Origin of the sequence: Aquimarina sp. Aq78, assembly GCF_900299525.1 — a bacterium.
Lineage (GTDB): Bacteria > Bacteroidota > Bacteroidia > Flavobacteriales > Flavobacteriaceae > Aquimarina.
In genome coordinates this window covers 357,566-379,721 of the sequence record NZ_OMKA01000003.1, presented here as the reverse complement: position 1 = coordinate 379,721, position 22,156 = coordinate 357,566, and the positions used below count along the sequence as shown (strand labels likewise).

Annotated in this window: 18 protein-coding genes; 13 read left to right on the top strand and 5 right to left on the bottom strand. The window is 33.4% G+C overall.

Translation table 11 applies throughout. The annotated features are described in order from the left end of the window. Positions 1 to 18: 18 nt before the first annotated feature. Positions 19 to 471, bottom strand: a complete 453-nt coding sequence (locus DG435_RS06575; RefSeq protein WP_106792226.1) for a GNAT family N-acetyltransferase — start codon at positions 469 to 471, stop codon at positions 19 to 21. A gap of 63 nt (positions 472 to 534) precedes the next feature. Continuing rightward, complete coding sequence (locus tag DG435_RS06570; protein ID WP_106792227.1) at positions 535 to 1,356, bottom strand: MBL fold metallo-hydrolase; 822 nt, start codon at positions 1,354 to 1,356, stop codon at positions 535 to 537. Positions 1,357 to 1,447: 91 nt separating this feature from the next. On the opposite strand from DG435_RS06570, the gene DG435_RS06565 reads away from it, so the two are divergent. Beyond that, positions 1,448 to 1,843, top strand: a complete 396-nt coding sequence (locus tag DG435_RS06565) for a helix-turn-helix domain-containing protein (protein ID WP_082994864.1) — start codon at positions 1,448 to 1,450, stop codon at positions 1,841 to 1,843. Between the two features lie 109 nt (positions 1,844 to 1,952). Here the strand turns inward: DG435_RS06565 and DG435_RS06560 are convergent, their stop codons facing one another. From DG435_RS06560 to DG435_RS06550, 3 genes are read right to left on the bottom strand one after another with little or no spacing between them, the layout of a single operon-like run. Beyond that, positions 1,953 to 2,609 carry a class I SAM-dependent methyltransferase gene (locus DG435_RS06560; RefSeq protein ID WP_106792228.1) on the bottom strand — a complete coding sequence of 219 codons (657 nt, stop codon included), beginning with the start codon at positions 2,607 to 2,609 and terminating at the stop codon, positions 1,953 to 1,955. 35 nt (positions 2,610 to 2,644) lie between these two features. After that, positions 2,645 to 3,115: a PaaI family thioesterase gene (locus DG435_RS06555; protein ID WP_106792229.1), complete on the bottom strand. Its 471-nt coding sequence runs from the start codon at positions 3,113 to 3,115 to the stop codon at positions 2,645 to 2,647. 56 nt (positions 3,116 to 3,171) lie between these two features. Continuing rightward, the gene (locus DG435_RS06550; protein WP_106792230.1) at positions 3,172 to 3,798 is read right to left on the bottom strand and encodes a trimeric intracellular cation channel family protein; all 627 of its coding nucleotides are present in this window, start codon (positions 3,796 to 3,798) and stop codon (positions 3,172 to 3,174) included. A gap of 232 nt (positions 3,799 to 4,030) precedes the next feature. Between DG435_RS06550 and DG435_RS06545 the strand changes: the two genes are divergently transcribed. The 12 genes from DG435_RS06545 to DG435_RS06490 all read left to right on the top strand — a co-directional run bounded on the left by DG435_RS06545 (position 4,031) and on the right by DG435_RS06490 (position 22,082). Beyond that, positions 4,031 to 4,954 (top strand): T9SS type A sorting domain-containing protein, encoded by a 924-nt coding sequence (locus DG435_RS06545; RefSeq protein WP_106792231.1) that lies wholly within the window; start codon positions 4,031 to 4,033, stop codon positions 4,952 to 4,954. 31 nt (positions 4,955 to 4,985) lie between these two features. Next, complete coding sequence (locus DG435_RS06540; RefSeq protein ID WP_106792232.1) at positions 4,986 to 6,254, top strand: hypothetical protein; 1,269 nt, start codon at positions 4,986 to 4,988, stop codon at positions 6,252 to 6,254. A gap of 82 nt (positions 6,255 to 6,336) precedes the next feature. Then, positions 6,337 to 7,080 (top strand): LytTR family DNA-binding domain-containing protein, encoded by a 744-nt coding sequence (locus DG435_RS06535; protein ID WP_108840574.1) that lies wholly within the window; start codon positions 6,337 to 6,339, stop codon positions 7,078 to 7,080. 5 nt (positions 7,081 to 7,085) lie between these two features. Continuing rightward, positions 7,086 to 8,372 carry a sensor histidine kinase gene (locus tag DG435_RS06530; protein ID WP_108840573.1) on the top strand — a complete coding sequence of 429 codons (1,287 nt, stop codon included), beginning with the start codon at positions 7,086 to 7,088 and terminating at the stop codon, positions 8,370 to 8,372. Positions 8,373 to 8,409: 37 nt separating this feature from the next. Beyond that, positions 8,410 to 9,657 (top strand): sensor histidine kinase, encoded by a 1,248-nt coding sequence (locus DG435_RS06525; protein ID WP_108840572.1) that lies wholly within the window; start codon positions 8,410 to 8,412, stop codon positions 9,655 to 9,657. Positions 9,658 to 9,941: 284 nt separating this feature from the next. After that, positions 9,942 to 10,799: a sensor histidine kinase gene (locus tag DG435_RS06520; protein WP_159025707.1), complete on the top strand. Its 858-nt coding sequence runs from the start codon at positions 9,942 to 9,944 to the stop codon at positions 10,797 to 10,799. A 259-nt stretch (positions 10,800 to 11,058) separates the two neighbouring features. After that, on the top strand, positions 11,059 to 12,744 hold the full coding sequence (locus DG435_RS06515; protein ID WP_159025706.1) for a histidine kinase: 1,686 nt from the start codon (positions 11,059 to 11,061) through the stop codon (positions 12,742 to 12,744). Positions 12,745 to 12,781: 37 nt separating this feature from the next. After that, positions 12,782 to 13,942, top strand: a complete 1,161-nt coding sequence (locus tag DG435_RS06510) for a hypothetical protein (RefSeq protein WP_106794159.1) — start codon at positions 12,782 to 12,784, stop codon at positions 13,940 to 13,942. Positions 13,943 to 14,738: 796 nt separating this feature from the next. Then, the gene (locus tag DG435_RS06505; RefSeq protein WP_159025705.1) at positions 14,739 to 16,400 is read left to right on the top strand and encodes a cadherin domain-containing protein; all 1,662 of its coding nucleotides are present in this window, start codon (positions 14,739 to 14,741) and stop codon (positions 16,398 to 16,400) included. 9 nt (positions 16,401 to 16,409) lie between these two features. Beyond that, positions 16,410 to 18,326 (top strand): NHL repeat-containing protein, encoded by a 1,917-nt coding sequence (locus tag DG435_RS06500; RefSeq protein ID WP_106794157.1) that lies wholly within the window; start codon positions 16,410 to 16,412, stop codon positions 18,324 to 18,326. 94 nt (positions 18,327 to 18,420) lie between these two features. Next, positions 18,421 to 20,349, top strand: coding sequence for a cadherin domain-containing protein (locus DG435_RS06495; protein ID WP_106794156.1), 1,929 nt, complete (start codon positions 18,421 to 18,423; stop codon positions 20,347 to 20,349). A gap of 71 nt (positions 20,350 to 20,420) precedes the next feature. Further along, positions 20,421 to 22,082, top strand: coding sequence for a cadherin domain-containing protein (locus DG435_RS06490; RefSeq protein WP_106794155.1), 1,662 nt, complete (start codon positions 20,421 to 20,423; stop codon positions 22,080 to 22,082). Positions 22,083 to 22,156: the final 74 nt, after the last annotated feature.

Sequence of the window (22,156 nt, the reverse complement as noted above, 5' to 3'; positions counted from 1 at the left end):
AAATTAAAAGACTCAATCTCAAAAATGAAGTTTCATACCTTCATGAGAAGCTATAAACCCTAGTTTCTCATAAAATCGTATGGATTCGGGGCGCTTTTTATCTGTAGTAAGTTGTAGTACATGTGCTTTTTTTTGTTTTGCCCGTTCTATGGTCCATTCAAACATTTTTTGCCCAATTCCTTTACCTCTTTGATCCTCTCTAATTCTCACAGCCTCAATTTGTGCTCGTATTCCTCCTTGATACGTTAAATATTGTATGAAAGATAATTGTAAAGTGCCAATAATTTCAAAATCATTATTCTCTATTACGATCAATTCTTGGTTTGGATCAGTATTAATAGCTGTAAAAGCTTCAAAATATTCTTTTGGGAGAGGAATTTGATAGTTCTCCCTGGTTTTTCCTAGTTCATCATTAGCAATCATTTGTACGATTGAAGGAACATCTTGTTGGGTTGCTTTTCTAAAATTCATGGTATGTGTATATACAGAACACTTTGGCTCATATAATTATCCTTTTATAAAAGTAATACTATCTTATATTTTAGAAGTAAAACGGGTATTGTTTTTGAATATATACTCTTGAAGATTTATAGTTTGCCCTTCACCAAATTTTATAATTCTATCATCATTCCATTTATATAGTTCTTCAATCGGTTCCTTAAATAATGAAAATGATGTATGATGTACAGGTAAGATAACAGATGGCCTGGTGATTGTTACGGTGTCTTTTAAAAGATCGGCTGTATATGAAAAAGGACCACCAAATTTGTCTAAACCTCCTCCTCCCATATTGGGAATCAAAATATCTGCTTTACGTGCTTTAATGTGTTTTTTCATTTTAGAATGATTGATAGTATCTCCGGTTACATAAATCTCTAGAGGTTGACCATCTTTCCTTATTTTTATCCAATAACCATTGACTCCTCCACATAATATAGCTGATATATAGTTAGAACCATGAACACAAGTTATTGCTTCAATTTCAATCTCATAACCTTTACTATTTGTATGTGTTTTATCTGCCCAGTTCATGAACGAAACATTTTCTAAAGACCTATTCATAAACCAAGGCTTTATGTTTTTATGCGAATATACTTTTGAGCTCGACGATATTTTAGACATTCCCAATTCATCAATGTGATCTGAGTGATTATGAGTTAATAACCAAATATCAATATTCTCAAAATCCGAATTTACAAATTGAGGTTTTGTCCGTCTTTTAGCTTTAAAAAACTTCAAATCAATTATAGTATTTATGTCGCAAAGAATAGGGTCGCAAGCAATTTTAAGATCTCCAACTTTTAATATCCATGTTGAAGCACCAATCCATTTAAAATCTATGTTCAAATTTTTCATATATTTACATTTTAAGTTACTTTAAGTAACCAAAAATAATTTAAAATACACTGATAAACAATAACTTACAAATTAGTAATTAAGTAACATTATGATAACTAATACTGATAAACAACAGGTTAGATTGAAGAAAAAAATTGAAAAATATTTTGTTTCTACTGCTCCATACTTAAAAGAAGGGTTTTGCCCGACAAAAAACCTACTAGCAACTACTTTAGATAAGTGGAGCTTGTTATGTGTTTTTAATTTGGGGTATTATGAAGTTCTTAGGTTTAATGAATTAAAAAAAAATATAGATGGAATTTCCTCAAGAATGTTAGCCGTTACCTTGAAGAAATTAGAAGGATATGATATTGTAGAACGCAAGGTTTATCCAGAAATTCCTCCCAAAGTCGAATATTCTCTTACGAAATTTGGTTTTGAGTTATCAGATAAAATCATAGACTTAAGCAATTGGTTTATGGATAATTCTAAATCTTTACGATAATTTATGTGTTTTATTAAAAGAAACCTTCTGTTATTAGACCTACCTACTATTCCCTGATGTATTGCGATAAATAATTTTATGGATTGAATGATACTCATTATACCATGTATTAGTTTTTTTGAGCACAAATAATCAAGGTTTCCACTTTCATTGTTTTTCCATTAATTTCTTGCCCTGGTTCCTCTTTTTCAATATGTTCTGTAACTACGAAGTTATTACTGTGTAATAATTGGATAACTTCTGATTTGTTAAACATATCAAATCCATATTTTACAAAGGGGTATGCTGCCATACTTGATTTTGGCCTTAAAGAAATGATCAGTTTTCCTTTAGGTTTTAAAACCCTTCTAATCTCCTTTAAAACACGTTTAGGGTCCTCCCAGAAATAAATAGTGTTAATGGTGAAAATTATATTAAACTCTGCGTCTTCACAAGGTATTTTATCTGCATTGGCTATGAAAAAATTAACCTTTCCCTCTTTTATTAGTTTTTCATTCAATGCAGTTGCCTTGCTCACCATTTCCTTAGAATAATCACAACCTTTATATTGAATTGTATTTTCTAGTTTAAAAATATCTTTCACAAAAAAACCATTTCCCATACCGATTTCTAATATAACATCGTTTGCCTTTGGGTTCAATACATCAATAGTATGAAGGTTGATAAATTTATTACCGACATTCATCTTTTCTCCCATTTCTATCCCCCAATCTCCTTCGGGTTTTCGTAGTTGTAGGGCTATGTTTTTAAGTTGTTCTTCTGTCATTTTTGGGTTTAAAAAAAGGTGTGTAATAATTTAATCTATTTCTTGTCTGTACTACTACTTTTCTGATCACTACTGTTTTTGAGTTCAATTAATGTTAGTTGTGCAGCAGCACATAGCTTTTTATTTCCGTTTTTAATGATAAATACTTCAGATTTACAGATAGTTAATGTTCTTCCATTTTTTAAGACACTTGATTTTCCTATTAACAATTCTCCATCTCCCGGTGCCATTAAATTGATCTTAAACTCTACTGTTAAAACAGAGGAGTTTTCTTCCATTAATGAAAATCCAGCATATCCAGCTGCATTATCGGCAATTGTACTAATTATGCCTGCATGAAAAAAACCATGTTGCTGTGTTAAACTCGAATGATAAGGTACATGGATCTCGCAATATCCCGGTTGAACGTCTATCAATTGTGCATTGATTAGTTTCATGAACTGTTGACGCTCAAAGCTTTCTTTAACTTTTTTCTTGTAAATATCTGACTTAGGTTCAAATTTCATTCTATGTGAAAAATAACAAAATTATGCCTGATAAAATACTAATTATCTAAAAAAAATCAATTAGTGAGATCTTTGTTTGCTGTAGTGAATAATGGTAATGATATTTTATATTTTACTACTAGTAATCGAATTAAAATGATTAACAAGGCAGTAGAGATATATGTGATATTCTGATCCAAATCAAATGAATATAAAACCATAAAACATATCCCACCCGCGATAGAGGCTGTGGCATATATTTCTTTTCTGAAGAGTACAGGGATTTCATTACATAAAATGTCACGAATTACTCCTCCAAAACAACCGGTTGTAGCTCCAAGAGCAATAGAAACAATAGGTTCTAATTCTGCATTAATCCCTGTTTCGACTCCTACGATAGTAAAAACTCCCAAACCAATGGTATCAAATAAAAAAATTGATCCTTTAAGATAATCGAGTTTGTTTCTAAAAATGATAGAAAATACAGTAACTCCGCCTATCAAATACATGGTGGTCGTATTTTGCATCCAGGAAACAGGAGTATTGCCTATAAGGATATCTCGAATAGTACCTCCGCCAATAGACGTGACAAATGCAATGATAAAAATACCGAAGAGATCTAATTTTCGATTCATTGCGCTTAATGAACCCGATATTACGAATGCAATGGTTCCTAAAATATCTAAGATATTAAAAATTGTCATCTCGTTTATTTTGTGGTTAAATGTAATATATCTTGTCTGATTTTAAAACATTAAAATTTTATGTTGTTTGAGTAATAAGAAAAAACATATTGTTTTAGAAACCATTTAGGATATCTAAGATAGCGATCTGTACTATTTACAAACTCAAATTACTCTTCACAAATCGTTTTATTGGTATGAAATTTTAACTGTTACTTTTAGTAAATAATATACTACTTAAAACACGATAAAAATGAAAAAAAAATTACTTACGCTAGGTCTATTTTTTATGGCCATAAATAGTTATTGCCAGATTATTAATTTTCCTGACCCTAACTTTAAATATGATTTAACACATTATTCTACTTCAATAGATACAAATAATGATGGAGAGATTGATGTTACAGAAGCACAAAATTATCATGGAAATCTTTTTATTGGTGGCGGACAGGATATATCTGATCTAACAGGAATTGAATTTTTTGTAAATATATCCGGTCTATACATGAGAAGTAATTTAATAACCGAATTGGATCTAAGCAATAACCTAAATATAAGAGTAGTTCAGGTAGATGATAATAGAATAAGCAAAATCAATTTAGGTAACAATATTGTTTTAGAAGCATTGTATTGTTCATTTAATGAGTTGGTCGATATAGATGTAAGTAAGTATCCTGTTTTAAGTTTAGTGGATTGCCGCAATAATCCAGATCTTAAAACATTGGATATAGCAAATGGAAATAATTACGGAAGTAACTTTTTTTGTTGGGCAAATGACAATCCAAAACTAACATGTATAAACATAGATTCGGGATTTACACCACCAATAAACCATTGGTATTGGAAAAAAGATACATCTGCCAGTTATAGCGACATATGCGTACAAAGTAGCACAGGAGGATTGATAGATTTAGGGCCTCTTTCTGATGAGGTGCCAGAATCAGGTAAAGAAGTAAGCAATGATATCATCGTATACCCAAACCCGGCAAATAGCTTTGTTAATATTCGATCTAAAGAAAAAATAAAGAAACTTACTTTGTACACGTTTGTTGGTGAGCAAGTTTTACAGAAACAAAATACTCCTAAATTAGATATCTCTGAGGTGAATAGAGGAGTATATTGGCTTGTAATAGAGACAAAAAGCAAAACACTAAGAAAAAAAGTCATAAAGGAATAACATATTCCATTGCCTATTTAAATTGTATATTATGAAAATAAAAAACTACTTACAGATATTAGTTTTAGTATTAAACTTCTCTTTTTTTAATCAGCTCTTTGCACAAGATCAAATGGTTCATTTATTAGAACCCTCACGAGATGGAAAAAAACAACAGATTTTGCAAATTGGTGAGAACAATGGTGTAAAGTTATTAGCGATGGCTTCTTGTAAACAATGTATGCCCGCTGTTTACACTTATAATCCAGAGGCTAGTAAAGCATCGGGGAAAACTATTTATGGCACCTCGGGTATCTATGTGATACCTTATGATGAAAATAGTTATGTGTCTGTAGCTCCTAAATCACCAGCAGTGGCCATAGGAGAAGGTATTTGGGAGACTTTTCTATATGCTAATTTCTTTAGTGCAGATAAAGCTAAGATTGCTAGTATGACTAAAAAGAAAGTAGAAGATTGGGCGATAAATTTTTCAAAACAGATTATGACAGGAGGAGTTGGTGCACAACCTGTTGATAGTGAAAGTAACCTTTATTATCCAGCAGCAAAAGAACTACACAATGGAGAGTCGTTTAATTCTGTTACTATAGATATTACAAAAGGAAAAGAGATACATCTTAATTTTCCTAATGGCCATGGTGAGCGTTATAACTATATGGTAGAATTGAGTAAGGTTTTGGAAGTTGATATTTATGATGTTGGAGGTAATAGGCGAGAATATATGTTTGTAGAAAGTCCGCTTTCGATTATATGGGCAAAATACAGTTCGGGAAATGATTTAGGGAAATCTACATGGGGTACATACGAAACCTTTAATTATTTCCATAAAGATCAAAAAGTAATACGAAATTTACTGGTAAGTAAAGAAGGTCAGGATAAAATAGATGCAAAACTGGCAGATTGGTCATTAAAAGCAAAAGAGTACGCCGAAAAGACCTATGCAGCCAAAGTAGCAAAAGACATAAAAAACAGACGACTACCATCAAAAGGGTTAAGTAACTCAGCATTAGAAAAACAAGCGACACTAGCAGCAAAATTATGGGCAAATCAATATGGTTGGGAAGAAACTATAACCAAAGCATACTTTGCTGATAACGACTGGAGTATTTACAGAAATACGCTAACCGGTGTACAGCTTGGTAGACGAATTTCGGGTGTTATTGTAATGAGACGTAAAGATGGTAAATGCAGTTTTCAGTATGCGACGTTTGCTCAACAATATAATGGTAATGATTACCAAAAAGTATTTACAGAAGGTATCGCTCGAGGACAGAATGTTTTAGAATGTACCTATGTTAACTGAAACTATATAAGACTTATAAACTCAAATTGTGATTCACAAACTGCTTTATGATCACTAATTCTAAACTACCTATTTTTGTTACATGAATGTAATTAAGGCAATACTGGTAGATGATGAGCAAAGAGCTAGAAATGTTTTATCTAATTTGATAAAGCGTTGTAATCTGAATATAGATATTCTTGCTCAGTGCAGTTGCCTTGAAGATGCTGTCGAAGAGATTAAAAAACTACAACCTGATGTCGTATTTTTAGATGTTCAGATGCCTAACTATGCAGGATATGAGATCGCAAATTTCTTTGAAGAAATGAATTTTGATATCATTTTTGTAACTGCTTTTGATGAGTATGCTATAAAAGCTTTTGAGTTATCTGCTATAGATTACCTGGTAAAACCTATAGATAGAAAACGATTAATAGAAGCCGTAGAAAAACTGCAAAGCAAAATAGAAAAACAAAAAAAGATAGAAGATTATCAGATTTTACTAAACACCATAAAAGAAAAAGAGTTTAAACAAATTATACTTCCCGAATTAGGCAATAGACGTATTATCGCTATTAATACTATAATTGCTATTGAAGCAGATGGATCGTATAGTAAGATTTATACAACCGAAAACAAACCGGTAACTACAAGTAAGAACCTGAAATACTTTGAAAATTTACTACCCGAAGACACCTCTTTTTTTCGCTCTCACAGAACCTGGATGATAAATTTAAAGTATATTGAGGTTATTAATAAATCTAGCTTAACTATAATATTGGCACAAAATATAACTGCCAAAATATCAAGAACCCGTTTTAGTTCTTTTGAGAATACCATACGATAGACTTTATGAATATATTACTACAATTAATTAATCTTGGGATAACTGAAAATAGTACTCCATTAGAGAAAAAACGCTCTAAAGTTCTTAATTTATGTTCTTTGATCTCTTTATTTGCTTCGTTGTTCTTTTTATGTTTTGATTTTGCAATACAACAATTAACTACTTCTCGAATGATTATTCTAGTGGCCGAAATTGTTATATTTTGTGGGATATTATATCTACAAAAACGGAAATACCTTTTTCTATCTAGGTTAGTATTTATATCTATTGTAATGCTTATCCTTTTTTTGCACTCTAATGTTACTTTTAAAGGATTTTATGCAGAGTATCAGTACATAGTAATCCCTTTATTTTCTATATTATTTTTTGATAAAAAAAACATTCATTATATATTTTTAATTCTATCTATTATAGCATTTTATCTTCCTAATTATTTATATTCTATTTACCCTGAAAAATACTTTGGATACACCAATGTTGTATTTATGTTTGTTGGAGTATTTTTTATTGTGAATCTCTTTAAAAATCTAAACATAAAGAATGAACTAGCATTAAAAGAGAATAATGATAAATTACAGAAACAAAATAGTATTATAGAAACGCAAAAACTACTGTTAGAAAAGGCGTATTCAGAATTAGAAGTAAGCAAAAAGAATGAGTTGGCATTTTTACAATTGAAGTCTTTAAAATCTCAAATGAATCCTCATTTTATCTTTAATTCACTTAATTCTATTCAGGATTTAATTCTTCAGCAAAATACAGATGCCTCTTATGATTATATCGTTTTATTCGCACAATTGGTTAGAAATACATTAAACTATTCTAATAAAGATTTTATTGCTATTGATAAAGAATTAGAATTTTTAGAAATATATCTTCAGTTAGAGAAATTAAGGTTCGAAGATGATTTTACATATACTATCGAACATACTAATACAGAAGGTTTGTCTGTTCCTTCACTAATCGTACAACCTTTTATAGAAAATGCCCTGATTCACGGGTTACTACACAAATCTGGTAAAAAGCAACTCACTATAGATTTTACATTTACCGATGATCTACTATGCACGGTTATCGATAATGGTATTGGTAGAAAAGAGGCAAAGAAAATTCAGGCGCGACAGGGAGGTCGTCATGAATCCTTTGCGTTAGAAGCTATACAACAGAGATTAGAAATCTTAAAAGAACAATATGGTACAGCGGTAGGTTACCAGGTATTTGATTTATATGATAATGGGTATGCTACAGGGACAAAAGTCGAAATTAGAATGCCTTTTCAGAAAAAATACTGAATCGGTAGGGATATTTGATTTTATAAAGGGATAAAGGATGATAAAAAGAATAACAGCCTGGTACAAAAAAATAATAGCTATTGGTACCCACGATGAATTTAGTGCGATACAAAATAAGCATACAAGACTGGTAAATATTTATATACTGATTGCTTTACATACCAGTATACTTTTTTATATAGGAGATTTAATTTTTATTCAAAAACCTCTAAGTTCGCATATCATAAGTTATATATCCCAGTTTTATTTAATTTCTGTATTGGTATGTAATAAGAAAAGGTTTTTTGGGTTCGCAAAAATGTTGTGGATTTTATATTTATTCATTTTTATAAATTTATCTACCGTAATGGTTAACCCTGGGATTTATACAGAGTATTACTTCCTTCTAATTCCAGGTATTTGTTTATCGATTTATCAAAAAAAAACTTTACCTATAATATTTACATTGGTAAGTATAGTTTGCTTTTTTATTCCTTACTATTATCTCGATATATATCCAGTAGATCACCCAAACAGAATGAACGGTGTAGTGGTCATAATTTTATTTTATTGTATTTACGCAATAGTTAATTATTTTAAAAAACTAAATATACGTAATGAAGAAAAATTAGCCCAGGCATATCAAAAACTTGAAGAATCTAAGAAGAGTGAATTAGCCTTGTTACAATTGAAGTCTTTAAAATCTCAAATGAATCCTCATTTTATATTTAATTCGCTTAATTCTATTCAGGATTTAATCCTTCAACAAAATACCGATTCATCATACGATTATGTAGTGTTATTCTCACAACTGGTTAGAAATACCTTAAACTACTCTAATAAAAACTTTATTGCTATTGATAAAGAATTAGCGTTTTTAGAAGTATACCTTCAACTAGAGAAATTAAGGTTCGAAGATGATTTTACATACACTATTCAACATACCAATACAGAAGGTTTATCTGTTCCTTCACTAATCGTACAACCTTTTATAGAAAATGCGCTGATCCATGGTTTATTACACAAAGAGGGTAAAAAAGAACTCGTTATAGATTTTACATTTACAGATGATCTATTATGTACAGTAACCGATAATGGTATTGGTAGAAAAGAAGCAAAGAAAATCCAGGAGCGACAAGGAGGTCGTCATGAATCTTTTGCCCTGGAAGCTATAAAGCAACGATTAGAAATCCTAAAAGAACAATATGGAAATGAGGTTGGGTATACCGTATTTGATGAATATGATAATCAAATAAGTACAGGTACCAAAGTAGAAATCAGGATGCCTTTTCAAAAGAGATATTGATGAGGTTTTATAATCATGTATAAATTGACTAAAATAAAGAGGCTATATAAACAACTTATAAATACGGGTATCTATCAAGATAATAAGGTAGAGCATAAAAGAATACGATTATTAAATGCTTTTTGTTTAACATGGCTCGTGTCTTATTTATTTTGGTGCTCATTTTGGTCATATTCGTTTTTGCAAACTTTATTGAGTCCTCTATTTTGATGGAGAATTTTTACTTCTTATGTCCTTTGATAGCTCTTGTGTTAATTGATAATAAGTGGATAACATTATCAATCATGTTACTTTGTTGGGGATTATATTACGTCCCTTTTGTGATAACTACAGGTCTGTATCCAGAGAAAACGATGAATCCTATTTTGATATTATCCATTTTTGTTGCGAGTTATGTTATATTAAATTATTCGCAATCATTAAATAGGAAAAAGGAAATTGAATTAAAAAAAAACAAACAAGATCTTGAAGCGGCCTATAAAGAATTAGAGCTAAGTAAAAAGAATGAGTTGGCATTTTTACAATTGAAGTCTTTAAAATCTCAAATGAACCCACATTTTATATTTAACTCCCTTAATTCTATTCAGGATTTAATTCTTCAGCAAAACACTGATTCATCATACGATTATGTGGTTTTGTTCTCACAACTGGTTAGAAATACGTTAAACTATTCTAATAAAGACTTTATTACTATTGATAAAGAGCTAGAATTCTTAGAAATATACCTTCAATTAGAGAAATTAAGATTCGAAGATGATTTTACATATACTATTCAACATACCAATACAGAAGGTTTATCTGTTCCTTCATTAATAGTACAACCTTTTATAGAAAATGCGCTGATCCATGGCTTACTACATAAAGCAGGTAAAAAACAACTTACCATAGATTTTACATTTACAGACCATCTTTTATGTACTATAACCGATAATGGTATTGGTAGAAAAGAAGCAAAGAAAATGCAGGAGCGACAAGGAGGACATCATGAATCTTTTGCCCTAGAAGCTATACAACAACGATTAGAAATCTTAAAAGAACAATATGGTATAGCGGTAGGATATCATGTACAAGATTTATATGATAATAAGCTCGCCACAGGTACAAAAGTAGAAATCAGAATGCCCTACAAAAAGAAATATTAATCCTGTTCACAAACCCAAATTGAGTTTCACAAACTCATTTGTACTCTTCTATATAGTCATCTGTATTCTTGCCGGTGATTATTAATTCAAGATGTTCAAAAAAAGCAACTTCCTTCTGGCTATCCTAATTTCGTTCAATGTTTTTTCTCAGGAAAAATCGATTGACAGCCTTATTACCGTTCTAAATAATAATGTTAAACAAGATACTGTAAGGGTTAATTCCTTGATCAAAATAGCCTATTATTATATAGATAGAGATATGGAGAAAGTACTACCTTATCTTCAGGAAGCACTCAAAATATCTAAAACTATAGATGCTAAATATCACAGCATAAGTATACAAAATGAAATGGCTCGATATTATAGAGCTAAGGGAGTATGGGATAATGCGATGAAACAAGCTATTATTGCTAAAAAAGAAGCAGATGCTTTTGGTACAAAACAGCAAAAACTAATAGCAAATAGTGGTTTGCAAATTGTATATGCCAATTCTGGAGATGATAAAAAAAGTATAGAATTAGCTTTAGAAAATTTGACATTAACCGAGAAAGATCCTCCTTCTCCTGCAAGAGCCAGAACATATTTTGATATTGGAAATCTCTATTTAAAACTTAGAAAATTAGATCAAACCGAAGAATATTATACCAAAGGTGTTCTAATGTGTCGTGAAGTAGGGTTTAAACCCGGGGAAATGGTAATGAAAATGTCTTTAAGCAACTTATATAAAAGGCAAAAAAGATATGAGAAGGCATTGGAGTTTATTAATGAACCGTTAGTATATTATATAAAAACAAAACAGATCGTGCGTATAGGCAGTGCTTATATGCAGATAGCACAAATCAAATCTTTGCAAGGAAAACATGAAGAATCTGTCCCTATATATTTAAATGCATTACAAAATTATGAAGATTCGGGAGCTAGTTTACACTTTAAAAAGCATATCCTTCAAAATTTATTTATAGCTTATAGCATATTGCAAGATCAGGAAAAGGCTACAGAGTTTAATACGGCATACAAGAAGTTAAAGGATTCTATAGATTCGAATGAACGTAAAGCACTTACCGAAAAACTAAAGGTAGCTTACGAAACAGATAAAATAGCAGCCCAAAAAGATGCTGCAGAAGCCAAAACCAAACTTGCTGAAGCTACATCAAGACAAAATAAAAATTACCTTATTGGAGCCATTATTATTTCAATTTTAATATTAATGAGTGCATTGTTTTTAATTGGAAGATTACGTACCAGAAAGAAAATGGAATTAATAACCTTAGAATTTCAAGAAACCCAAAAACGATTAGAGATAGAAAAGCAATATAAAGAAAGCGAATTAAAAGCTTTAAAATCTCAAATGAATCCTCATTTTATATTTAATTCTCTCAATTCTATTCAGGATTTAATCCTTCAGCAAAATACAGATTCTTCTTATGATTATATCGTTTTGTTTGCGCAGTTGGTTAGAAACACCTTAAACTATTCTAGTAAAAATTTTATAGCAATAGAAAAAGAACTAGAGTTCTTAGATGTATATCTTCAATTAGAGAAATTGAGATTCGAAGATGATTTTACATACACTATACAAAGCATAAATACAGAGGGCTTATCTGTACTCTCTTTAATAGTACAGCCCTTTATAGAAAATGCATTACTACACGGCTTGCTACATAAAGCAGGTAAAAAACAACTTACTATAGATTTTACTTTTACAGATCACTTGTTATGTACTATTATTGATAATGGTATTGGTAGGAAGGGAGCAAAGAAAATCCAGGAGCGACAAGGTAATCACCATGAATCTTTTGCCCTAAATGCTATACAACAGCGATTAGAAATCCTAAAAGATCAGTATGGTACAGATGTGGGATACCAGATATTTGATTTATATAATGATCAATTGGCTATAGGTACCCGAGTAGAGATCAGAATGCCATATCAAAAAGAGTATTAATTGGTGATGTAGTTCTATGTACTGTAATAAAAAAATGATGAAAAAATATATAATAGCCAGCCTGCTTTTTACTTTTTCTACTGTAATTTCTCAGGAAACTATTGTGAAATCTGAGTTTGCAAAATATCCAATTGGTGCTATAACAAAAGAGAAGATTAGCAATACTTTAGAGTTGCTTTTTTCAGAAATCGAGCAAGGCAACATAAACCCTGATTTTCTTACAGCTAAAAAACAGACCTTAACAATGGTAACCCTTCATAAATTGATGAATTATGAATTACAAAAGGATACACTTACTTCTAATGTTAAGGGCAAACAATTGATTAATATGTATCCAATTTCGAATCATGAATATGCATTATCTATTAGTTATACTTTGCAAAAGAACAGTTCCTTGCCAACAATTGTATATGTTGTAAACCTTGTTGCAACAGAAAGGGATAAAAAAATCACATTTTCAATCCCATTAGAGTATCAAACAAAATATTGGCATACAGAAGAAATCGGTAATATCACATATCATTATAGAGGTAAGATAAATAAAGAAAGAGCTCAGTTATTTGATAAGAAGAATACTCAAATTGCTAATAATTTAGGTTTGAAACCTGAAAAGATTGATTTTTATATGTGTGATAATTTTCAAGAAATTTTAAACCTACGAGGGATAGTATATTCGGTTAAAGAAAAAGGTAAATATAAAGATGGTTATGGTGTTGTCGACAAAACAATATTTTCTGTAATGAATAACGAAGATTTCTCACATGATATGTTACATTACTATTCGGGAAAAATAAATGAACGAAAAAACCGAAATTGGATTACAGAAGAAGGAGTGGCATATAGCTGGGGTAATGCCTATTATACAGATACAAATGGGGAAATGATTACTCATAATAGACTTGTAGATGAATTAAAAGAGTATCTGTCAAAAAATACGAATACAAATCTTTTTGAACTGTTTAGTGAAAATGTAAAAATCTTTGATCATATAGCACCCGAAGTCTCAGTTCGTTCTACCATTTCGGGTTTGATAGTTAACTTGGTGCAGAAGAAACAAGGTATTGAAGGAGTTTTAAAATTAATCAATGCAGGAAGACAAAATAAATTAGAAAGCTTTTTAAAGAAAACAAACGAATTAATAGGGCTCAACCAAAATAATTTTAATTCAATAATTGAAAAACTGATTACCGAAAATTAAAATCAGCTTGGAGGTATGTACACGCATTATCAGGATAAGAACTAAATGGTATTATACCATACAAAATGGGCTAAACCCCACTTACCTAAGTGGGGGAGGGTACTTATATAAGTGGGTAAGTTGATGGTATATACGTTAGAGGGGGACTTATGGTAGTGGGTGCTGCTGCCTGTAACTCTGGTTAGAGGTACTTCGATTAGTGGGAGGGGGTACTTAAAAGAGAGGTGTGTCCTATGTTGAACAGAGGTAGTACTTGTGTTGAACATTGGATGTCCCTGTGTTTGCACACGGGGAGGGGTACTTCTGCAGTAGGGGGAGGGTACTTGATAAGTACCCCCTGGTATACTGTTTTATCCTAAAAAAGTTTAAACGACTTCATTTTTTATAGCTTTCAAAATATAGATTGCCACTTCATTTATAGAATGATATACTTCATATTATCAGTAGCATACCTTTTTTTTTATAGCAAAATTTTCCATTCACAAACTCAAATAGCGTTTCACAAACTCATTTGTTTGCTTCTGCCCAGTTGTCTGTATTCTTGCCAATGATTAGTAATTCAAAAAAATAAAATATGGTAAAACAACTACTCCGATTTGAATATTTACTTCAGAATGTATTGCACTTTTCTAAACCAAAACATAGCTATATCAATGTTTTAGTAATTGGTAACTATTTGGAAACAAAACATTCTTAAAAAACTATTAGAAGGAATCCCTTCCTTTTCTAACACACTCAAGGATACATCGAAAACAAACATCAAAAAAAGTAACCCATAATAATGAAAAACTGTACTATGAAAACAATTAAACTACTATTGCTATCTATAGTGATACTAGCACTATCCTGTAGTAAAGATGATGATGCAGTACCACCAGTTAATAAAGCCCCAGAGATCAAGGCGCAATCCTTTACCGTATCAGAATCAGCAACAGATACAGATGTATTTGGTACCGTAAAAGCAACCGATACAGACAAAGATGCATTAAGCTATAGTATTACCACAAACAGTGATAACCTATTCGAGGTCACAAAAGCGGGAGCACTAAGTTTGGTAGCAGGAAAAACATTAGATTTTGAAACCAAAACGACTCATGAAATCACTGTAGAGGTAACCGATGGTAAAGCCAAAGCAGCTGCAAAAATAACGATTACCGTGACAGATGTAAACGAAAATCAACCACCAGTGATTGACGATCAAACATTTACAGTAGCCGAAGATATTACAAATACTGTTATTGATGTCGTAACCGCAACAGATCCGGAAGGGGATACATTAACCTATAGAGTTGAAAGTAATGATAATAACTTATTTGAAATTACAGGAGATGGGATACTAAGTCTTGCCCCTAATAAGGTTTTGGATTACGAATCAAATACTAACCATTCAATTACCATAACAGTTTCTGATGGAAATGGAGGAGAAAGTTCTGCTCAAATACTCATTAATGTAACAGATGTTTTAGAAGCAGGGAGTGAAGGATTTCGAGTACGTACTCTAGCTGGTAATGGCACACTTGGTTTTACAAACGGTACAGGTACATCAGCACAGTTTTCGACTCCAATAGGGGTAGATGTTGATAGTAATGGTAATATCTACATAGTAGATCGAAACAATAATGTTATTCGCAAAATTACCCCTGCAGGGGTAGTGAGTACTTTTGCAGGAAGTACTTATGGATATGCAGATGGTACTGGTGCCGCAGCAAAGTTTCGCGCTCCATACGGTATAACAATAGATGCAAATGATAACATATATGTAGGAGATTACTTTAATCACCGTATTCGTAAAATAACTCCAGCAGGTGTAGTCACTACGCTAGCAGGTTCTGGTGTTGTAGGTTCTGCAGATGGTACGAGTACCGTTGCACAGTTTAATGAACCTTATGGGTTGGATGTAGATAGTAATGGCAATGTTTATGTAGCAGACTATGGAAACAACCGTATTCGTAAAATTACCCCCGCTGGTGTAGTGACTACCCTTGCAGGAAGCTCTCGTGGCTTTGCAGATGGCACAGGTACTGCAGCGATGTTTAAAGCCCCACATGATGTTGCAGTAGATAATAATGATAACGTATATGTAACAGATGGCTTTAATCACCGTATTCGTAAAATCACTCCAGCAGGTGTAGTTACTACGTTTGCAGGAACAAATCAAGGTTTTGCAGACGGTACAGGTACGCAAGCGAGGTTTAATACCCCAGAAGGTATAACTATTGATAATTCAGGAAATCTATATGTAACCGATAGGAGTAATCACTGTATCCGCAAGATTACATCTACAGGTGTGGTAAGTATTCTTGCAGGGTCAAATGATTTTGGATTTGTAAATGGTACCGGAGCAACAGCGCGATTCAGACAACCTGCCGGGATTACAGTAAATGCATCCGGAGTTTTTTATGTAACAGATGAATCAAATCACAGTGTTCGTAAAATAGAACCTTTTTCAAATAATTAAAAACATAGTATGAAAACAATAAAACTACTGTTGCTTTTTGTAGCAATACTGGCACTATCATGTAGTAAAGATGATGATGCAACAACTTCTCCACCGGCTAATAATGCTCCTGAGATCAAGGCACAATCTTTTAATGCCTCAGAATCGGTGACAGATGCAGATGTATTTGGTACTGTAAAAGCTACCGATGCAGATAAAGAGGAGCTAAGCTATAGTATTACTGCAAATAGTGATGATCTTTTCGAAATTACTAAAACAGGAGCATTAAGTCTTGTGGCAGGAAAAACATTAGATTTTGAAACCAAAGCTTCTCATGAGATCACTGTAGAAGTAACCGATGGTAAAGCTAAAGCAGCTGCAAAAATAACGATTACAGTTATCGATGTAGATGAAAACATGCCACCCGTTATTGTGGATCAAACGTTTAGTGTAGCAGAAAATCCAACATCAAGTACTGTACTTGGAACCGTAGTTGCTACAGATCCCAATGGTGATACGCTAACGTATACACTTACTAACTCTATTGGTACAGTAGCCATATTTGAAATTACAGGTAATGAGATCAAGCTAAAATCAGGTGTTTTAAATTATGAAGATTTTACAAAACATAATGTTACTGTTACTGTAGACGATGGAACACTTACGGCATCTGCTCAGATTACTATTAATGTTACAGATGTAAATGAAGCGCCAACATTCCCGGATCGGAATTATACTTTTAGTCAACCAGAAGATATTGATGATACGGTTATTATTGCTACGGTAACGGCTACAGATCCTGAAGGGGATAATCTAATTTATACGCTTAATAATAACCCGGGCAGTCTTTTTGAGATCAACAGTGCTGGAGAAATTAGTTTATCAACAGGGAAGTTTCTAGATTATGAAAACCAAACCAGTCATACCATAACAGTGCAAGCAACCGATGGAAACCTTACTGCCTTGCAGCATGGAGTGCAAATTAATGTAACCGATGTAACTGATGTAAGTGTAACTACTGTAGGAGCATTACCTAACGGAGGTGTTCCTCAATTTTATAATACTCCAATTGGAATTGCTATAGATGGGTCTGGAAATATATATGTAGCGGATTATGCTAATCATCGTATTCGTAAGGTCAATACAAATGGTACGGTAACTATTCTTGCAGGAGGTTCTCAGGGATATGCGGATGGTACAGGAACTGCAGCTCGCTTTAATTTTCCTTACGGAGTAGCAGTAGACGGAGGGGGTAATGTATACGTAACCGATCGAAACAATTATCGTATTCGCAAGATTACTCCGGGAGGAGTAGTAACTACTTTGGCTGGGTCTACTCAGGGATATGCAGATGGTACAGGGACTACAGCTCGATTTAATCACCCTACGGGAATAGTTGTTGATGGATCAGGGAACATTTTTGTGTCGGATTGGTCTAATCATAGTATTCGTAAAATTACTCCAACAGGAGTAGTCTCAACTTTTGCAGGATTAAATGAAGGTTTTGCTGATGGGACAGGTACTACGGCTCGATTTGATAATCCTGCAGGGTTGGCTGTAGATAGTTCAGGAAATATATATGTAGCCGATGAAAGTAATAGTCGCATCCGTAAAATTACTCCATCCGGAGTAGTATCTACAATAGCAGGATCTAATGATGGGTATGCAGATGGTACGGGTACATCAGCCCGGTTTTTTAAACCTACTGGAGTAGCTATAGATGGATCAGGTAATTTATATGTGGCCGATAGGATAAATCATCGTATTCGTAAAATCACTTCAGCTGGAGTAGTATCTACTTTGGCAGGATCTAGTAGAGGTTGGGCCGATGGGATAGGTACAGTAGCACAATTTAATCTTCCTTCAGGAATAGTTGTTGATGGATCAGGAACTGTATACGTTGCTGATGAACGCAATCACTTCCTCCGTAAGATCATCATTCAATAAACATACGTACAGCAACCCTCATCTCAGGTTTTAGGACCTGAGATGAGGTTGATGTTTAATAAAACAATGATATACCCAAAATAGCCATAACAAAATGAAAAATAGATATAAAATCTTCATGCTTTTTACTATTGGTGTAGTATTACTCCTTAATAGTTGTAGCAAAGATGATGAGGCAACAACGATTGTAATTCCTCCAGCCAATATAGCGCCAGAAATTAAAGCGCAATCCTTTAACGTATCTGAATCGGCAGCCGATACAGATATATTTGGTACTGTAAAAGCTACCGATGCAGACAAAGAGGAGTTAAGCTATAGTATTACTGCAAATAGTGATGATTTATTTGAAATTACTAAAGCTGGAGCACTAAGCCTGGTAGCGGGAAAAACATTGGATTTTGAAACCAAAACCTCTTATGAAATCACTGTAGAAGTAACCGATGGTAAAGCCAAAGCAGCTGCGAAAATAACGATTACTGTTATTGATGTAGACGAAAACATGCCACCTGTTATTGCAGATCAGGTTTTTAGTGTGGCAGAAAATCCAACATCAAGTATTGTACTGGGAGCTGTAGTTGCTACCGATCCTAATAATGATGATCTTACCTATACAATTACGAATCTTACCGGTGCTTTGGCCAAATTTGAAATTACAGGTAATGAAATCAAACTAAAATCAGGATTTTTAGATTACGAAGTTCTTACAAGACATACGGTAACAGTTACTGTAAACGATGGAACATTTACAACATCTGCAGAGGTTACTATTACGGTTACTGATGTAAATGAAGCCCCTGTTTTTGGGAATAGCTCTACTACATTTACTGCTGCCGAAAATATAGCAGAAACTGTTGTTATAGGTACTTTGAGTGCAACAGATCCAGAGGCTGATGCGGTTAGCTATAGGTTGGCTAATAATGTACACAGTGATAATTTTGAAATTGATGTGAATACTGGTGAAATAAGCCTAAAATCCAGAGGGAGTTTAGATTTTGAAACCAGGACAAGTTACTCATTCCAAGCTCATGTAAGTGATGGAACATTAAACGCAACCCCCGTTACAGTAACCATAAACATAACTAATGTTTCTGATGTAAATGTAGGGAGCATTTTAGCTCTTAATAAACTGCAAACAGGAATAGTGGTAGATGCTTCGGGAAATATATATGTAGCAGACACTAGAAAACACCGTATTCTTAAATACCTTTCTTCGGGAGGAACTACGACTATTGCAGGATCAGGAGTTGCCGGGTTTGCAGATGGTAGCGGTATAACCGCTCAGTTTGATAACCCTAATGGTTTGGCCATAGATGCTTCAGGAAATCTTTATGTAGCAGATACTGATAATCATCGAATTAGAAAAATTACCCCTACCGGAGTAGTATCTACTATTGCAGGGTCGGGTGTTAGCGGTTTTGTAAATGGTACAGGTACTGTAGCTCAGTTTGATTCTCCGTATGGGATAGATGTGCATGCAAATGGTGATCTATATGTAGCAGATACAGGCAATCATAGTATTCGACATATTACTCCTGCTGGTGTAGTATCTACGTATGCAGGTACTGGTATCAGTGGTTTGATTAATGGGAACACTACCACAGCCCAGTTTAATGAACCTATAGATGTGATAATAGGTTTATCCACAAACCTATATATAGCAGATGCTTCTAATCATGTGATTCGCCAGATTACCGATACTGGATCTGTACTCACTCTTGCAGGATCTACTCAGGGATATGCAGATGGTATAGGTACTGTGGCTCAATTTAGTTCTCCGTATGGAGTTACTCGAGATACAAACGGTAATATATATGTAGCCGATAAAGATAATCATCGTATTCGTAAAATTACTCCTGCAGGAGTCGTGTCTACCTATGCGGGTTCTGGTACTATGGGCTTTACCAATGGTAATGCTAATGTTGCTCAATTTAATGAGCCGATTAATCTGTGTATAGATGGTTCGGGAACTATTTATGTCACCGATTATCAAAATGATTATATCCGAAAAATATTTGTTCAATAAATAATAACACAAATAGAGTTTACTGTAAAAGTTTTACAACAAACCCTATTTAACTTAAATAAGATGATATTATGAAAACTATAAAACTACTGTTGCTATGTACAGCAATATTACTACTATCCTGTAGTAAAGATGATGACCCTGCTATTACACCGGTTAATAATGCCCCGGAGATCAAGGCACAATCTTTTAATGCCTCAGAGTCGGTAACAGATACAGATGTATTAGGTACTGTAGAAGCTACCGATGCAGATAAAGAGGAGCTAAGCTATAGCATTACTGCAAACAGTGATGATCTATTCGAAATCACTAAAGCAGGAGCATTAAGCCTGGTAACAGGAAAAACATTAGATTTTGAAACCAAAACTACACATGAAATCACTGTAGAAGTAACCGATGATAAAGCCAAAGCAGCTGCAAAAATAACAATTACGGTTATCGATGTAGATGAAAATATGCCCCCTGTTATTGCAGATCAAACTTTTAGTGTGGCAGAAAATATAAATGCAACAGATGTAATAGGTACTATTGTAGCAACTGATCCAGATGGCGATAATTTGACTTATACACTCACTAACCCAGATAATCCTACAACGGCATTTATTATTGAAGATGATAAAATAAAACTATCCCAAGGAGAGTCGTTAGATTTTGAAACTACAACTAGCCATGTTGTAACCATTACAGCAAGTGATGGAACACTTACTGCATCTGCACAGATTACTATTAATGTTACGGATGTCGTAGAAACAAGTACCGTAACAGTGAGTACTTTTGCTGGGAGCTTTTCTGGGTATGTAGATGCTACAGGTACCGCGGCAAGATTTGCCCTTCCTTCGGGGTGTGCAATAGATAGCCATGGTAATCTCTTTGTCGCAGATGTATCTAATCAACGTATTCGTAAAATTACCCCAGCAGGAGTCGTTACTACCTTTGCAGGGAGTACTTTTGGATATGCCGATGGTACAGGTGCTGCAGCAAAATTTAATTTTCCATATGATATTGCTATAGATGCAAATGATAACCTTTATGTCGCAGATTCTAATAATAATCGTATTCGCAAAATTACTCCGGCAGGAGTAGTAACCACGCTTGCAGGTTCTGGGATATCCGGTTCTGCAAATGGTACAGGTACAGCAGCAAGATTTAATGGTCCTAGAGGGGTAGCAGTTGACGCTTCAGGAAATGTCTATGTTTCAGACTATGGTAATCATCGTATTCGTAAAGTTACTCCAACGGGAGTAGTAACAAATCTTGCAGGAGGATCTCCAGGTTTTGCAGATGGTACAGGACTTAATGCAAGGTTTAATCACCCATCTGGATTAACAGTAAACAGTAACGGAGATATATACGTATGTGATAACTCTAATCATCGTGTTCGTAAAATTACTCCAGCAGGAGTAGTAGCTACTATTGTAGGGAATGGTACCGCAGGTTTTCTTGATAATACAGGTACTTCTGCAAGATTTAGCTACCCTAGAGATATCACCGTAGATGCCAATGATAATTTGTATGTGACAGATTTTGGTAATCGTAGAGTTCGTAAAATTACTCCTGCTAAAGTAGTTACTACTTTAGCAGGTAATGGATCTACAGGTTCTACAGATGGTGATGGGACAGTTGCAACATTTAATTCAGCTTATGGTATCGCTTCTGCAGGTTCAGGAATTTTTTATGTAACCGATAATGGAAGTAGTCGTATTCGTAAAATTGTTATTTCTAATACTCCTTAAAAAAGATAATAAAACACCATCCCAAATCATAGAACTTGGGATGGTGTTATTATGTAACCATACCATTTTTACAC